14 protein-coding genes and 3 tRNA genes are annotated in these 15,457 nt (G+C 71.3%); 5 read left to right on the forward strand and 12 right to left on the reverse strand.

Translation table 11 applies throughout. The features are described 5' to 3' along the window. Window positions 1-89 precede the first annotated feature (89 nt). The 3 genes from nusG to O5O46_RS03875 all read right to left on the reverse strand — a co-directional run bounded on the left by nusG (window position 90) and on the right by O5O46_RS03875 (window position 1,493). Window positions 90-926, reverse strand: coding sequence for a transcription termination/antitermination protein NusG (nusG, locus tag O5O46_RS03865; protein ID WP_269853752.1), 837 nt, complete (start codon window positions 924-926; stop codon window positions 90-92). 76 nt (window positions 927-1,002) lie between these two features. Then, entirely contained in the window at window positions 1,003-1,317 is a 315-nt protein-coding gene (gene secE / locus O5O46_RS03870; RefSeq protein WP_391858281.1) for a preprotein translocase subunit SecE, read from the reverse strand. A 103-nt stretch (window positions 1,318-1,420) separates the two neighbouring features. Continuing rightward, window positions 1,421-1,493: transfer RNA gene (locus O5O46_RS03875), tRNA-Trp, on the reverse strand. Between the two features lie 225 nt (window positions 1,494-1,718). Between O5O46_RS03875 and O5O46_RS03880 the strand changes: the two genes are divergently transcribed. Together O5O46_RS03880 and O5O46_RS03885 are read left to right on the forward strand one after the other, a co-directional pair. Beyond that, window positions 1,719-2,954, forward strand: coding sequence for a pyridoxal phosphate-dependent aminotransferase (locus tag O5O46_RS03880; RefSeq protein WP_269853753.1), 1,236 nt, complete (start codon window positions 1,719-1,721; stop codon window positions 2,952-2,954). A gap of 200 nt (window positions 2,955-3,154) precedes the next feature. Further along, window positions 3,155-4,168, forward strand: coding sequence for an adenosine deaminase (locus O5O46_RS03885; protein ID WP_269853754.1), 1,014 nt, complete (start codon window positions 3,155-3,157; stop codon window positions 4,166-4,168). A gap of 22 nt (window positions 4,169-4,190) precedes the next feature. Here O5O46_RS03885 and O5O46_RS03890 read toward each other — a convergent pair whose 3' ends face one another. From O5O46_RS03890 to O5O46_RS03930, 9 genes are all read right to left on the reverse strand, one after another. Further along, window positions 4,191-5,435: a hypothetical protein gene (locus O5O46_RS03890; RefSeq protein ID WP_269853755.1), complete on the reverse strand. Its 1,245-nt coding sequence runs from the start codon at window positions 5,433-5,435 to the stop codon at window positions 4,191-4,193. A gap of 113 nt (window positions 5,436-5,548) precedes the next feature. Then, complete coding sequence (locus O5O46_RS03895; protein WP_269853756.1) at window positions 5,549-6,604, reverse strand: UDP-N-acetylmuramate dehydrogenase; 1,056 nt, start codon at window positions 6,602-6,604, stop codon at window positions 5,549-5,551. Between the two features lie 135 nt (window positions 6,605-6,739). Beyond that, complete coding sequence (locus O5O46_RS03900) at window positions 6,740-8,161, reverse strand: MFS transporter (RefSeq protein ID WP_269853757.1); 1,422 nt, start codon at window positions 8,159-8,161, stop codon at window positions 6,740-6,742. Window positions 8,162-8,239: 78 nt separating this feature from the next. Then, entirely contained in the window at window positions 8,240-8,821 is a 582-nt protein-coding gene (locus tag O5O46_RS03905; protein WP_269853758.1) for a TetR/AcrR family transcriptional regulator, read from the reverse strand. 112 nt (window positions 8,822-8,933) lie between these two features. Further along, complete coding sequence (locus O5O46_RS03910; protein WP_269853759.1) at window positions 8,934-9,368, reverse strand: MaoC family dehydratase; 435 nt, start codon at window positions 9,366-9,368, stop codon at window positions 8,934-8,936. Between the two features lies 1 nt (window position 9,369). Next, window positions 9,370-9,846, reverse strand: a complete 477-nt coding sequence (locus O5O46_RS03915) for a MaoC family dehydratase N-terminal domain-containing protein (protein WP_269853760.1) — start codon at window positions 9,844-9,846, stop codon at window positions 9,370-9,372. A 118-nt stretch (window positions 9,847-9,964) separates the two neighbouring features. After that, on the reverse strand, window positions 9,965-10,129 hold the full coding sequence (gene rpmG / locus O5O46_RS03920) for a 50S ribosomal protein L33 (RefSeq protein WP_004571794.1): 165 nt from the start codon (window positions 10,127-10,129) through the stop codon (window positions 9,965-9,967). Window positions 10,130-10,213: 84 nt separating this feature from the next. Beyond that, window positions 10,214-10,286 (reverse strand) — tRNA-Met (locus O5O46_RS03925). Window positions 10,287-10,334: 48 nt separating this feature from the next. Further along, window positions 10,335-10,407 (reverse strand) — tRNA-Thr (locus O5O46_RS03930). Between the two features lie 311 nt (window positions 10,408-10,718). On the opposite strand from O5O46_RS03930, the gene O5O46_RS03935 reads away from it, so the two are divergent. The 3 genes from O5O46_RS03935 (at window position 10,719) to O5O46_RS03945 (ending at window position 15,403) form a co-directional block, all read left to right on the forward strand. Next, entirely contained in the window at window positions 10,719-12,017 is a 1,299-nt protein-coding gene (locus O5O46_RS03935; RefSeq protein WP_269853761.1) for a hydrolase, read from the forward strand. 68 nt (window positions 12,018-12,085) lie between these two features. Further along, the gene (locus tag O5O46_RS03940) at window positions 12,086-12,748 is read left to right on the forward strand and encodes an SDR family oxidoreductase (RefSeq protein ID WP_269853762.1); all 663 of its coding nucleotides are present in this window, start codon (window positions 12,086-12,088) and stop codon (window positions 12,746-12,748) included. 198 nt (window positions 12,749-12,946) lie between these two features. Next, window positions 12,947-15,403, forward strand: coding sequence for an ArnT family glycosyltransferase (locus O5O46_RS03945; RefSeq protein ID WP_269853763.1), 2,457 nt, complete (start codon window positions 12,947-12,949; stop codon window positions 15,401-15,403). The last annotated feature ends 54 nt before the right edge of the window (window positions 15,404-15,457 follow it).

The raw sequence follows: 15,457 nt of genomic DNA on the forward strand, positions 1-15,457 counted from the left end.
ACGGGTAGCCCGGCGAAACAGGAAATTGGGGCCCGAGGCGATGCCTCGGGCCCCACAGGGCATGGGGGACGATCCCCCCGCGCCCTACCTCAGTTCTTCTGGATCTGGTCGAAGGACAGCTCGACCGGGGTCTCCCGGCCGAAGATCTCCACCAGGCCCTTGACCTTCTTGGAGTCGGCGTTGATCTCGTTGATCGTCGCCTGGAGGGTCGCGAACGGGCCGTCGGTCACCGTCACGGAGTCGCCGACCTCGAAATCCAGCACCTGGACCTCGACCTTCTTCTTCGGCGCGGCCTCGCCGCCCTCGGCGGTCGCGGCGGCCTGCTCCTCGACCTCCGGCGCGAGCATCTTGACGACCTCGTCCAGGGTCAGCGGGTACGGGTCGTAGGCGTTGCCCACGAAGCCGGTGACACCGGGGGTGTTGCGGACGACGCCCCAGGACTCGTTGGTCAGGTCCATGCGGACCAGCACGTAACCGGGGAGCTTGTTCTGCTTCACGGTACGGCGGTCGCCGTTCTTGATCTGGACGACTTCTTCCTGCGGCACCTCGGCCTGGTAGATGTAGTCCTCGACGTTCAGCGAGACGGCACGCTGCTCCAGGTTGGACTTCACGCGGTTCTCGTAGCCGGCGTAGGTGTGGATGACGTACCACTCGCCGGGCTGGCTGCGGAGCTCCTCGCGGAACGCGGCGACCGGGTCGACCGGCTCCTCGGCGATCTCCTCGTCAGCTACCTCGTGCAGCGCGGCCTCTTCGGCGGGCACACCGGCTTCCGCGTCCTCGGCGTCGAGCTCGTCGGTCTCGTCGACCGCCTCGACGATCTCGCGTTCGGTGTCGTCGCCCTCGACCTCGGCCGAAACGGCAGCGTCAACGTCGGCCTTCGCCGCCGCTGCGGTCTCATCGGCGTCGTACAGGTTCGGGTCAGACACGATGGCTGCTTCTTCCTGACTTCAAAGGGTTGAACATGCGAACAGGCGCCCCGCTCGGGCGCCCTCCGCGGGGTTGTTAACCGAAGACGTACTTAATGAGTTCGGTAAATCCCCAGTCAATCACAGTCACGATGCCGATCATCACAGCAACGAAGGCGATCACCACGGTGGTGTACGACATGAGGTCGCTGCGGCTGGGCCAGACGACCTTGCGCAGTTCGGCGATGACCTGCCGGTAGAACAGGCCCATACGCGCGAAGGGGCCCTTCTTGCCGCGCTTGCCGCCGCGCTTCTTCTTCGCCTGCGAGTCCAGAGCGCCTTCGGTGGCGTCCGTGGGCCGACCACTTTCAGGCGTCGCGGTGGAGCCAGTGGAGCCAATGGCTTCCGTCACTCGGTCCTCACCTGAATCCGGGTCATGGCCGCGCCGCGTCCGGCCCGGCCAGGTGCGTTCTTACGTACGTACGTGCACGCACCCTGGTGATGAATGCGTGTAGCAGGGCCGGAGGGACTTGAACCCCCAACCGCTGGTTTTGGAGACCAGTGCTCTACCAATTGAGCTACGACCCTTTGGTTCCCCCAACGTACCGCACCCGAACCACCGCACAGAGTGCGCGGCCCGGGTCTGCCCTCGGAGGTCACGAGGGATGAGTGTACGTGTTCAGGGCCCGGCCGTCGAACGAGCAAGGCCGAGCGGGTCGTTCCGGCCACCGTCGGCACCGCCGCCGCACGAGTTGACGGGCCCATCCGAAACCACCGTGCCACCCCCGGTACCGGTCTGCGACGATGGCAGCCATGACCGCTACTTCCCCCGAAACGTCTCCCACCGACCGACGGGTCTCGGCCCGCATCGGCGCGATCTCCGAGTCCGCGACCCTCGCCGTGGACGCCAAGGCGAAGGCGCTCAAGGCCGCCGGACGCCCGGTCATCGGATTCGGCGCGGGCGAGCCGGACTTCCCGACGCCCGACTACATCGTCGACGCGGCGGCCAAGGCCTGCCACGACCCCAAGTACCACCGCTACAGCCCCGCGGGCGGCCTGCCCGAGCTCAGGCAGGCCATCGCCGCCAAGACCCTGCGCGACTCCGGTTACGAGGTCGACGCCTCCCAGGTGCTGGTCACCAACGGCGGCAAGCAGGCGATCTACGAGGCCTTCGCCGCGATCCTGGACCCGGGCGACGAGGTGATCGTCCCGACGCCGTACTGGACCACCTACCCGGAGTCGATCCGGCTGTCCGGCGGCGTTCCGGTGGAGGTGGTGGCCGACGAGACCACCGGCTACCGGGTCAGCGTCGAGCAACTGGAGGCGGCCCGCACCCCGAACACCAAGGTGCTGCTGTTCGTCTCGCCGTCGAACCCGACCGGCGCGGTCTACTCGCGCGAGCAGGTCGAGGAGATCGGCCGCTGGGCGGCCGAGAAGGGCCTGTGGGTCCTCACCGACGAGATCTACGAGCACCTGGTGTACGGCGAGGCGCGGTTCTCGTCGCTGCCGGTGGTCGTCCCCGAGCTGCGGGACAAGTGCATCGTGGTCAACGGCGTCGCCAAGACCTACGCGATGACCGGTTGGCGGGTCGGCTGGCTGATCGGCCCGAAGGACGTCGTCAAGGCGGCCACCAACCTGCAGTCGCACGCCACCTCGAACGTGTCCAACGTCGCACAGGTCGCCGCGCTGGCGGCGGTCTCCGGTGACCTGGACGCGGTCGCGACGATGCGCGAGGCCTTCGACCGGCGGCGCCGGACGATCGTGCGGATGCTCAACGAGATCAACGGCGTCGTCTGCCCGGAGCCGGAGGGCGCGTTCTACGCGTACCCGTCGGTCAAGGGCCTGCTCGGCAAGGAGATCCGCGGCAAGCGCCCGCAGACCTCGGTCGACCTGGCGGCCCTGATCCTGGAAGAGGTCGAGGTCGCGGTGGTCCCCGGTGAGGCCTTCGGCACCCCCGGCTACCTGCGCCTGTCCTACGCCCTGGGCGACGAGGACCTGGTGGAGGGCATCTCCCGCGTGCAGAAGCTCCTGGGCGAGGCCCGCGACTGACACGGTTACGCCCACCCGTCCCGCCCGCCCCGCTTGTGGGCAGCCGTTCCGCGGGGTCGGGGCACTCCCAGCGGTAGCTGGGGGGAGGGTGGGCACCACCGGCCCCCGGGTCGCATCCGCCCGGGGGGTCGGAGCGGGCGAAGCCCCCGAAATCGGCAAAACGGTTCCCCCGGCGGTGGCCGCTGCGGCAAGATCCTGGGATGGCGCGCGACGTATCCCAACTGCCGAAGGCACACCTGCACCTCCACTTCACCGGCTCCATGCGACCCGGCACCCTGCTGGAGCTCGCCGACAAGTACGGCGTCCATCTGCCTGACGCCCTCACCGCGGCGGAGCCGCCCAAGCTGCGCGCCACCGATGAGCGCGGCTGGTTCCGCTTCCAGCGGCTGTACGACATCGCGCGCTCCGTGCTGCGCAGTCCCGAGGACATCCAGCGGCTGGTCCGCGAGGCCGCCGAGGAGGACGTACGGGACGGTTCCGGCTGGCTGGAGATCCAGGTCGACCCCACCTCGTACGCCCCCCGGCTGGGCGGCCTGATCCCGGCCCTGGAGATCATCCTGGACGCGGTGGAGACGGCCTCGCGGGAGACCGGCCTCGGCATGGCGGTGCTGGTCGCCGCCAACCGTACGAAGCACCCGCTGGACGCCCGTACCCTGGCCCGCCTCGCGGTACGGTACGCGGACCGCGGGGTGGTCGGCTTCGGGCTGAGCAACGACGAACGGCGCGGCCTGGCAAGGGACTTCGACCGCGCCTTCGCCATCGCGCGGGACGGCGGGCTGCTGGCGGCGCCGCACGGCGGCGAGCTGGCCGGGCCGTACAGCGTGCGGGACTGCCTGGACGACCTGCGCGCCGAGCGCATCGGCCACGGCGTACGGGCCGCCGAGGACCCACGGCTGCTGGCCAGGCTCGCGGAACGGCAGATCACCTGTGAGGTGTGCCCGTCGTCCAACGTGGCCCTGGGCGTCTACGCGAACCAGCGGGACGTACCGCTGCGGACGCTCTACGAGGCGGGCGTCCCGGTAGCGCTGGGCGCGGACGACCCGCTGCTGTTCGGCTCCCGGCTGGCCGCCCAGTACGAACTCGCCCGCTCCGCGCACGGTTTCACCGACGAGCAGCTGGCCGACCTGGCGAGCCAGTCGGTACGCGGCTCAAGGGCGCCGCGGGAGGTCCAGGAGCGCCTGCTGTCCGGCGTCAAGGAGTGGCTGGCCTCATAGGCGCCCTTCCCCAACGGGCGGGTCAGCCCGCCGGGTTGGCGTACAGCGGGTGGAGGTGCTCGTCGACCGGGCTGCGCTGCTGGGGCACGGTGCCCGCGGTACGCCGATTGCCGCCGCGCCGATTGCGCGGCTCCCGCATCGGCCACAGCAGCACGTAAGCCGCCGAGCCGACCGCGAAGGCGAGCCTGATCAGGCCCCGGGCGGAGTCCGACGGCACGATCAGCACGCTGCCGTACAGCGAGATCAGCGCGATCCAGCTCACCCACGGCACCAGGCGGCGCTGCCCGATGGCGTCCCAGATCAGGGTGCCCAGCAGCACCGAGGCGTTGTAGTACGTGTACACGCTGGGGTCGAGCACGATCCGCGCGTCGGCCGCCAGCAGCACCACCGCGGGCCAGCGCCCCCTGCGCACCGCCAGCGCGCCCAGCCCGAGGCCCAGCGCCATCTGCGCGGGCCGGTCCCACCACGGGGTGACGGGATCGTTGCCGCCGAGCCAGCGCAGCGAGGAGGCGGCCTGGTTGGGGATGGTGAAGTGGGCGGCCGCCATGGTGTGCATGTTGCCGAGGTAGAACGGCAGCCAGGCGATCGCCACCAGTCCGACCGTCCAGGCGGCCGACCGCAGCCAGGTCTGCTTCGGCAGCGCCAGCAGCAGCGGCAGGAACGCCACCGCCCACGGCTTGGAGTCGCAGGCGAGGGCGAGGAAGACACCGGTCGCGGTGGCCTGGCCGCGGACCAGGGACCGTACCGCGAGGGTGGTGAAGAACAGCGCCAGCACGTCGTCGAGGTGGGCGAAGCGCACCGAGACCTCGACCCACATCGGGATGAACGCGGCCCCGGCGATCAGCACCCGCTGCTGCAGCCGCTTGTGGTTGGTCCCGGTGCCCAGGTAGTGATCGGCGGCGGCGCGTCCGATCAGCACCACCATCCACAGGCCGAGGCCCGACATGGCGGCCTCGGCGAGCTTCTCGCCCACGCCGGCGGGGAAGGGTGCGAACAGCCCGGCGGCCAGGAAGCTGACCGGGCCGATCTGCAACTCGGGGTGGTTGGCGTACAGCGCCAGGCCGCCGCCGCCCACCTGGCCGAACAGCAGTTGCTCGCCCTGCTTGAGGTAGTGCCAGGAAACTCCGCCGTGCCGGGTGGCCACGAAGAACCAGCACGCGGTCCACAGCGTCAGTACCGCGTGGTGCCACCGCACCGGCCCGAGACCGATACGTCCGATATGTGCCGCGTCCTGGGCCGCGTCAGCGGCCGTACCCGCGTTCCGCACGTGTCTCGTCCTCCCCATCTGCCCGCCTGTCGGCGTTGGGATGAGAATCTCATGAGTGCCTCGTCGACGGTTACCGGGGCGAGACCGGCGGGCTCACCATGGTCCGCCCCGTTTCACAGACGGACGCCGACCATAACCGGTTCATTCACGAGCGTCACCCCGAAGGTGTCCCGCACCCCGTCCCTGACCTCACGGGCCAGCGCGAGCAGGTCCTCGGTGGTGGCGGCGCCGCGGTTGGTGAGCGCCAGCGTGTGCTTGCTGGAGATGCGGGCCGGGCCGGTGCCGTAGCCCTTGGTGAACCCGGCCTTGTCGATGAGCCAGGCGGCCGAGGTCTTGGTGTGGCCGTCGCCCGCCGGATAGGCGGGCGGGCGTACGTCGTCGCCGAGCCGGGCCCGCACCCGGTCCAGGAACTCCTCGTACGTGCGCTGGTCGAGGACGGGATTGGTGAAGAACGACCCGGCCGACCAGGTGTCGTGGTCCTCGGGGTCCAGCACCATGCCCTTGCCCGCGCGCAGCTTCAGCACCGTGTCGCGGGCCTGCGCCGCAGGGGCCCGCTCGCCCTGGGCGACGCCCAGGGCGCTGGCCACCTCGGCGTACCGGATCGGCGCGGACAGCCCGCCCGCGTCCTCCAGCCGGTAGCGCACCCGCAGCACCACGTAGCGCTGCGGGTCGGCCTTGAAACGGCTGTGCCGGTAGCCGAAGCCGCACTCCTCGTTGGCCAGCGTCACCGTCTCGCGCGAGGCCCGGTCGTAGGCGATCACCTCAGTGATCGTCGAGGCGACCTCCTGCCCGTACGCTCCGACGTTCTGGATGGGCGTGGCGCCCGCGGAGCCGGGGATTCCGGCCAGGCACTCCACACCGGCGAGGCCCGCCTCCACGGTGCGGGCGACGGCCTCCGACCAGTTCTCACCGGCGGCCAGCTCCAGATCCGCGCCGTTGAGGACCAGGCCCTTGGTGGCGATGCGCAGGACGACACCGTCGAAGCCGTCGTCGCCGATGACGAGGTTGCTGCCGCCCGCGATGACCAGCAGGGGCGTACGGGACTCGTCCGCGGCGCGGACGGTCTCGATCACCTCTTCGTCGGTGGTTGCCGTCACCAGGCGGGCGGCGGGGCCGCCCAGCCGGAAGGTGGTGAGGGGGGCCAGGGGGGTGTCGTGGGTTTCCTGCACCCCACCACATTAAGGGGGGCGGGGTTCTCTCCCACCCGCCCACCCGCTTGCCCTCGGCCCTCGCCTGCCCTGCGCGCGGCTGGTGGTGGGTCGGGGTGCCCGGCGTAAGGGCGGGCGGGAAAGGCACCCGGGCGGTCAGGAGACGGCTACCGGCGGGTGGCTGGGCAGATCAACCGCGCGCCGGCGCGGGCTCGCCGGAAGCGCCACCACCGCCGCGGCCACCGCCACCGCTGCCGCACCCACCCACAGCGCGGGGGTCAGGCCGTCCACAAAGGACTGCGCGGACGTGTAGCCGCCCTGGGAGGAGAAGACGGAGGACAGCACGGCGACCCCGAGCGAGCCGCCCACCTCCCGCATCGCGTTGTTCGCGCCGGAGGCGATCCCCTGCTCGTCGGGTCGGACGCTGCTCATGACGAGGTTGGAGCTGGGCGCGAAGTACAGTGCCATCCCCGTGCCGCTCACCACGAGCGCCGGTATCAGCGTGGCGTACGACACGTTTGTGGCGGCGACGAGTGCGAAGAGGGCCAACCCGGCCGCCTGTAGGGCCAGGCCGACGGCGACGACGGGACGGCCGCCGATCCGGTCGGAGACGAACCCGGCGAGCGGAGCGACGATCATCGGCATGCCGGTCCACGGCAGCATCCGCACCCCGGCCTCGACCGGCGTGTAGCCCTGTACGCCCTGCATGAACTGGCTGAGCAGGAAGATCGATCCGAACATGCCGACGAACATCAGCAGGCTCGCCACGTTGATGGTGCTGAAGGCCCGGCTGCGGAACAGTCGCATCGGCAACATCGGGTTGGCGGCCCGCAGTTCGTACCAGACGAACGCGGCCAGTACCAGCGGCCCGGCGATCAGCCCGGTCAGCACGGGGGTGCTGGTCCAACCGTCCGGCTGGCTGCGCACCAGCCCGTAGACGATGCCGAACAGGCCGGCGCTGGCGAGCACGGTGCCGGGCAGGTCGAGCCGCGGGTTGGGACCGCGGCTCTCGCCCAGCCGCAGCAGCGCCAGCGGCAGCAGGAGCAGGCCGATCGGGACGTTCAGCCAGAAGATCCACTGCCAGGAGAAGTGCTCGGTGAGGGTGCCGCCGATCAGCGGGCCGGTGGCCACCGCGAGGCCGTTGACGGCGCCCCAGATGCCGAACGCGGTACCGCGCCGCTCGGCCGGAACAGCCGCCGAGAGCAGGGTGAGGGTGAGCGGCAGCAGCATCGCCGCCCCGACGCCCTGTACCGCCCGGGCGGCGATCAGCTCCCCCATGCCGGGCGCCAGCGCGGCTGCGGCGGAGGCTGCGGTGAAGACCGTCAGGCCGATGGCGAACATCCGGCGGCGTCCGAAGCGGTCGCCGAGCGCGGCGCCGAACATCAGCAGTACGGCGAAGGTGAGCGTGTAGGCGCTCACCGTCCACTCCAGGTCGGTGAGCCCGCCGCCGAGATCCTTGCGGATCGAGGGCAGTGCCGTGGTGACCACGAGGTTGTCGAGCGCCGCCATGAATCCGGCGACGCTGGTGACGACCAGTGCCCATATGGCGGTGGCCCTGGACGTGCCTGGTTGTGCCATGGGTTCCCCCTGAGTTTAGTTAGCAGTCACTAAGTTGTCCGGTGATGAAAAAGCCCTCCCGGCGGGGAGGGCCTCGGCTCAGCGCTGTTGCGCGTAAACCTCCGCGGCGGCCACCTTGCAGGCGCCGTCGAAGCCGTTCCAGCAGCGGTCCTCGACCGGGATGCCGAGCGCAAGCAGGGTGTTGATCAACATGCCGTGCCCGAAGAAACCGGTCAGCTCCTCGTCACTGGCGCCGGTGCGGCCGCGGACGATGTCCCACAGCCCGGTCCAGCGCCGCCGGATGAAGTCGGCCAGTTCCGGGTCCTCGGCCGAGGCCGCCGCCGTGTACAGCTGCATCTGGAGCATCAGCACGTCCCGGTCGCGGATCAGCAGGGAGTACGCCTCCCCCATCGCCTCCAGCGCGTCCGCCCCGGACATTCCGGCCGCCGCCGCCTCGAAGGTCTCCGCGGTGCGGTCGAAGCAGCGTTCGGCGGCGGCGCGGAACAGCGCCTGCTTACCGGGGAAGAGGCGGAAGAGGTACGGCTGGGAGACGCCCACCCGGCGGGCGATCGCCTCGGTCGAGGTGCCGTGGTAGCCGGTGCGGGCGAACTCGACGACGGCCGCGCGGATGACGCTCTCACGCCGCTCCTCGGCCGACATCCTGGGTCCCGAGTTCACCATGCGGACTAAGTTAGTACTCAATAACTTCCGCGTCAAACGGCATGCGCCACCCGCGCGGTGGGGCCCGGTACTTCGCCCCGGGCCATCCCAGCCCCGCGCGGGAGGCGCTCCGTCAGCCGAGCCGGACGACGGCCCGCGACTGCCCCAGCACCTTCTGCCCGGCGGCCGTCACGGTCAGCTCGACGCGCACGGTGCGCTCCTCGTCGTCCAGCTTCGCCGCGACCTTGCCGCGGACCTCGATCAGCGCGCCCTTGTCGTCGTTGGGCACCACGACCGGCTTGGTGAACCGCACCCCGTACTCGACCAGCGCCCCCGGGTCGCCCACCCAGTCGGTGACCACCCGGGCCGCCGACGCCATGGTGAACATGCCGTGCGCGATCACGTCCGGCAGTCCGACCTCTCTGGCGAACTTCTCGTTCCAGTGGATCGGGTTGAAGTCGCCGGACGCGCCCGCGTACTGCACCAGGGTCGCGCGGGTCACCGGGATGGTCAGCGGCGGCAGTTCGGTTCCGGCCTCGACCTCGTCGTAACGCACCTTCGCGGCCACGTCAGCCCCCCACCTTCTGCTCTGCGGACTCCGCCTCGACCGCGCGCACGACCAGCATCATCAGCGACGTCACCACGTGCTCGCCGTCCGCGTCGTACACCTCGCCGCGCACCGTCAGGAAGTCGTTGCCCGCCATCGACTTGATCGCCTCGATGCTCACCGTCACCGAGAGCCGGTCGCCGGCCCGCACCGGGCGGGTGTAGGCGAACTTCTGGTCGCCGTGCACGACCCGGCTGAAGTCGAGCCTCAGCTCGGGGTCGTTGACCACCTGGGCGGCGGCCCGGTAGGTCAACGCGAACGGGAAGGTCGGCGGCGCGATCACATCGGGGTGCCCGAGCGCCCGGGCCGCGTCGGCGTCGTAGTACGCGGGGTTGGCGTCGCCCACCGCCTCGGCGAACTCGCGGATCTTCTCCCGGCCCACCTCGTAGGCCTCGGTGGGCGGGTACGTACGCCCGACGTAGGACGGGTCGAGCGGCATCGGCACCTCCAGTGCTCCGGTGTGCGGTCCGGTACGGCCGGTGGCGCGAGCGCTCGGACCGGCTCAACGCCGTAAGGCCGCCCCCGGGCATGGGGGCGGCCTTACGGTGGTGTTTTGGTCAGCGCGTCTCGCGGTGCGCGGTGTGCGCGTTGCAGCGCGGGCAGTGCTTCTTCATCTCAAGACGGTCCGGGTCGTTGCGCCGGTTCTTCTTGGTGATGTAGTTCCGCTCCTTGCACTCCACGCAGGCCAGCGTGATCTTCGGGCGGACGTCGGTGGCAGCCACGTGAGTGCTCCTTGACGGACGGATGGATTTAACGCAGCAAGAGTAGCCGATTGAAGGACCGATCCCGCAATCGGCTACACAGGGTAGCGGCGACCGGACTTGAACCGGTGACACAGCGATTATGAGCCGCTTGCTCTACCGACTGAGCTACGCCGCTGTGATGAACGGTTCCCCCCGCCGGAGGCGGGGACAGCCGTCACATCAGAGCCCCAATACGGAATCGAACCGTAGACCTTCTCCTTACCATGGAGACGCTCTGCCGACTGAGCTATTGGGGCGAGCGAGGAAGACATTACACGCTCCGCCGCGATACGTGAAATCCGTATCGAGCCCCCACAACCTGTCGTCTCCCCACCCGTCGCCGCCCCGTCACCGGTGCCCCGCGAGGCCACCCGCACCCCGTGGGCGAACGGCGTCCCACCAGCGACTCCTCGACACGCACGCCGAACGTGTACGACAGCGCCGGTACGACTATTCCCCTCCTGCGCGATCGGCCGCTTCACGGCCCATAGGCTCATGTCACGTGATCTTGCGCAGTTACTCCGCGTGATCTTGCGCACCGACCCGCCGCCCCCCACCGAGGAGCGCGATGACCGAGAGCGTGCCGTCGCAGCCGCACCAGCCCAAACCCCAGGGAAGGCCGGAAACCGACGACGCCCCGGACGATCGCGCGCCCGCCCTGCTGCTCAGCGGCGCCCGGCTGGGCGACGGGCGGGTGGTGGACGTACGGCTCAGCGGTGGCCGGATCGAGGCGGTCGGCACGGCGGGCAGCCTGGCCGCGCCGGACGCCACCGGCGGCACCCGGGTGGACCTCGCCGGCTATCTGCTGCTGCCCGCCCCCGCCGAGCCCCACGCGCACCTGGACTCGGCCCTCACCGCCGACTGCCCCGGACCGCCGAGCGAGGCGCAGCAGGACGTACAGCGCCGGGTCACCGAGGCCGCACTGCTGCAACTCGGCCATGGTGCCACCGCCTTGCGCACCCATGTGCGGGTCGGCGACCTGCGCGGCCTCACCGCCCTGGAGGCCGTCCTGGAGTCCCGGCGGGCGCTGCGCGGCCTGGTCGAGCTGACCGCGGTGGCGATGCCCCGGGTGCTCACCGGCATGGCGGGCGCGGAGGGTCTCGCGGTACTGCGGGACGCCGTGAAGACCGGCGCCGGCGTGGTCGGCGGCTACCCGGACCTGGACCCCGATCCGACCGGCTACGTGGAGGCGGTGCTCGGGGTGGCCGCCGAGTTCGGCTGCGCGGTCGACCTGCACACCGAGGGCGGCGATCCGGCCCGGCTGGCGCGGCTGGCGGCGATGGCGGGCGGGCTGCGGCCCGGGGTGACCATCGGACCGTGCACCGGTCTCGCCGCGCTGCCGCGCGAGGCGGCCGAGCGGGCCGCCGCCCGGCTCGCCGCCGCCGGGATCTCGGTGGCCTGCCTGCCGCAGGGCGGTTGCGGGGCGCTCGCCGGCAGCGCGTCCAGCGGCTACGCGCCGGGGGTCGCACGCCTGTTGCGCGCCGCAGGGGTACGGGTCACCGCGGGTGGCGGCGCGCTGCGGGACGCGGCCAATCCGGTCGGCCGAGGCGATCCGCTGGAGGCCGCGTTCCTGCTGGCCTCGTACGGCGAGTGCGGGGCACAGGCCGCGTACGAGGCGGTGAGCGGGCGGGCGCGCGAGGTGCTGGGACTGCCCGAGGTACGGGTCGAGGCGGGCTTTCCGGCGGAGCTGCTGGCGGTGCGCGGGCAGCGGATCGACGCGGTGCTGTCGCTCGGGTACAGCCGGATCGTCATCCACCGGGGCCGGGTGGTCTCGCGCACCAGCGCGGTGCGCGAGTACGCGGACTGCGCGACCACGGCGGCACTCGATCTGCCCAGGCAGTCGCGCAGCGGCGGAACCCCGGCCTGAACTGGTCTTGCGCACAAGGGCTTTCGCTCCGGCGGCGGGTGTCGGTGGCCGGGCGTACGGTCGTGAGTATGCGCATCGTGATCGCTGGTGGACATGGCAAGATCGCGCAGCGGCTGGAGCGCCTGCTGGCCGCGCGCGGTGACAGCGTGGCCGGGATCATCCGCAATCCCGACCACGCCGAGGACCTGCGGGCGAACGGCGCCGATCCGGTCGTCTGCGACCTGGAGCGGGCCGACGTCGAGGAGGTGACCGCTCATCTGCGAGGCGCCGACGCCGCGGTGTTCGCCGCGGGTGCCGGGCCGGGCAGCGGCGCGGCCCGCAAGTGGACGGTGGACCACGCGGCTGCCGTGCTGTTCGCGGACGCGGCGGAGCGGGCCGGGGTACGCCGCTATCTGATCGTCTCCTCGATGGGCGCCGACAGCGAGCCACCCCCGGGAACCGACCTGGTCTTCGCCGAGTACCTGCGGGCCAAGGCGGCGGCCGACGACGACGTACGGTCCAGGCCCGGCCTGGACTGGACCGTACTGCGCCCCGGCCGGCTCACCGACGATCCCGGGACCGGCCATGTCACGCTCGCGGAACGGACCGGTCCCGGCTCGGTGCCCAGGGACGACGTGGCGGCGGTACTGGCCGCGCTGCTGGACGAGCCGCGTACGGCGGGCCGCACCCTGGAGCTGATAGGCGGCCCGGTGCCGATCGCGGAGGCGGTCAAGGCGGCGGCCGCGCACTGACCCTTTCCATGGACTCCCTGTGCATTCGCTGTGCATCTACCCGGCGTGCCGAAATGTTCGCCATGTGTAATGAACGCCGGGTGCCGATTAAAGGCAGCCCCAGGTCTTTTCAAAGCTTCTTCTTGGTCCGATGAGAAGTTCCTTGAATACGGCCGCATTGGCACAGAGGACGCCCGCGGGTGACGAAGACTGCCGTACATGGCTACAACAGTCCTCGACCCGACCGTCCCCACCGGCGCGGACCGGCGCGCGCCCTGGAGATCGCCGGTGGACCAACCCGCGTACGCGCGGCCGGCTCTGCTGGTCATCACCGTGCTCGCCGCCGTGCTCTACGCGTGGGGGATCAATCACAGCCAGTACCACACGTTCTACGCGAACGCCGCGCGCAGCATGACCGAGAGCTGGAAGGCGTTCTTCTACGGCTCCTTCGATCCCGGCAATTCCATCACGCTGGATAAATTGCCTGGATTCCTGTGGCCGCAAGCCATTTCGGCCCGCATCTTCGGATTTCATCCCTGGGCGCTGACGCTTCCTCAGGTAATTGAGGGGGTGGCCAGCCTCCTGGTGCTTTACCGGGTGGTCCGCCGCTGGGCCGGCGTCAACGCGGCGCTGATCGCCAGCACGGCCTTCCTGGTCACGCCGGTCGCCGTGGGGCTGTTCCGCACCGCGGTGGAGGACCCGCTGTTCACCCTGTGCGTGCTGCTGGCGGCGGAGGCCACCCAGCGGGCCGCGGAGGCGGGCCGGCTGCGTCCGCTGGTGATGGCGGGCGTCTGGGTCGGCGTCGGCTTCCAGTCCAAGATGCTGGAGGCGTGGGCGGTGCTGCCCGCGCTGGCGCTGGTGTATCTGATCTCGGCGCCGATCGCGCTGCGGAAGCGGCTGGCGCACATCGGACTGTCCGCCCTCGTGATGGCCGCGGTCTCCTGCTCGTGGATGCTCGCCGTCACCCTCACCCCGGCCAAGGACCGGCCCTATGTGGACGGCACCACGAACAACTCCGCTTTCAGCATGGTCGTGGGCTACAACTTCCTGAACCGCTTTTCGTCGCTGGGCATCAGCGCCGCCTCCACCGGCAGCATCAGCGCCACACAGGGCGGCGGCCACGGCGGCGGCCAGCACGGCGCGACCGGCGCCCCCGGCGCGGGCCGGAACGCGGCCCAGGGCGCAGGCGGCCAGTCCGGCGCGGGCCGCGGCGGCGGCCAGTCCGGGGCGACCGCGCCCGGCCTGCCCGGCACCTCAGGCATGGGCCAGCACTCGGGCGCGGGCCACCACGGTTCCGGCGCCCACCACCGTCAGGGCGGCTTCAACGGCGCCTCCGCCCCGGGTCAGCACTTCGGTTCCGGTTCGGCTTCCGGTTCCGGGCAGGGGACCGGGGGTGCCGCTCAGCAGTCGGCCGGGCAGCAGTCGGCCGCCGGGCACGGGGGCCAGCAGGGCCGTGGCGGCGGCGGAGGCGGCGGCTGGGGCGGCGACCAGAACGGCTGGTCGAAGATGTTCGGCTCGTCGCTCGCCTCGCAGACCGGCTGGCTCTACCCGCTGGCCGCCATCGCCGTCGTCTGCGGCCTGTGGTGGCGCCGCGGCAGGCCCCGTACGGACCGGGTCCGCATCGGCTTCGTCATGTGGGGCACCTGGCTGGCCACGTACTTCCTGGTCTTCAGCGCGGGCAGCGTCGGCGGCCACACGTACTACATGGGCGTGATCGCGGTGCCGCTCGCGGCGCTCGCCGGTGGCGGGATGACGCTGCTGTGGCGCGCGTACCGGGCCGGTGGCCGTCGCGCCTGGGTGCTGCCCGGCGCGGTCGCCGCGACGGCCGCATGGGGTGCGTACATAGCCAGCGGATTCCCGACCTTCCTGCCGTGGCTGGCGCCGGCCGTGGGCGTGCTCGCGGTGGCCGCCGTCGTGCTGCTCGTCCTGGCCCGCCCGGGCGGCGTGCGGTCCGGTGGGCGGCTCGCCCTCGCGGGCCTCGCCGCCTCGCTGGCGGCGGTGCTGTTCGCGCCCAGCGCGTGGGCGGTGCAGGTGTTCAACCCGTCGTACGGCAGCTCCGGCATGGGCTCGGTCGGTCCGTCCGGCACGGGCCACGGAGGCGGCGGCCACGGCCAGTCGAAGCTGGCGGGTGGCCGGATGGGCCAGCTGCCTTGGGGCGGCGCGGCGGGCGGCGCCCCCGGCAAGGGCGCGACGCACGGAGGCGGCATGGGCGGATTCGGCGACAGCAGCGGCCAACTGACCGCGCAGCAGCAGAAGTTGCTGGACTACACGACCGCCCACCGCGGTTCCGCGCAGTACGTGTTCGCCACCACCAGCTGGAGCAGCGCCTCTCCGTACATCCTCGCCAAGGGCGCCGACGTGCTTCCGCTGGGCGGTTTCACCGGCCAGGTGCCGTTCCCCACCGAGAGCCAGTTCCAGCAGATGGTGAACTCCGGCAAGCTCAAGTACGTGCTGGTCAGCGGAAGCGGCCGGGGCATCGGCGCGATGTTCGGCAACAGCGACGCCGGTACGACGAGCACCACCCAGATCACCAACTGGGTCAAGTCCGGCTGCACTCCGGTACCGGCCTCGGCCTACGGCGGAACGCAGTCGTCCGCGGCGGCCACGAACGGGTTCCCCGGCATGGGTGAGGCCAACGCGGCACAGACCCTCTACCAGTGCAGCCCGGCGCATTAACCGCGTCATCCGCTGGTAAACCACCGCCCCCGACCGGATTCACCGGCCGGGGGC

This window comes from Streptomyces sp. RPT161, assembly GCF_027533845.1.
Lineage (GTDB): Bacteria > Actinomycetota > Actinomycetes > Streptomycetales > Streptomycetaceae > Streptantibioticus_A > Streptantibioticus_A silvisoli_A.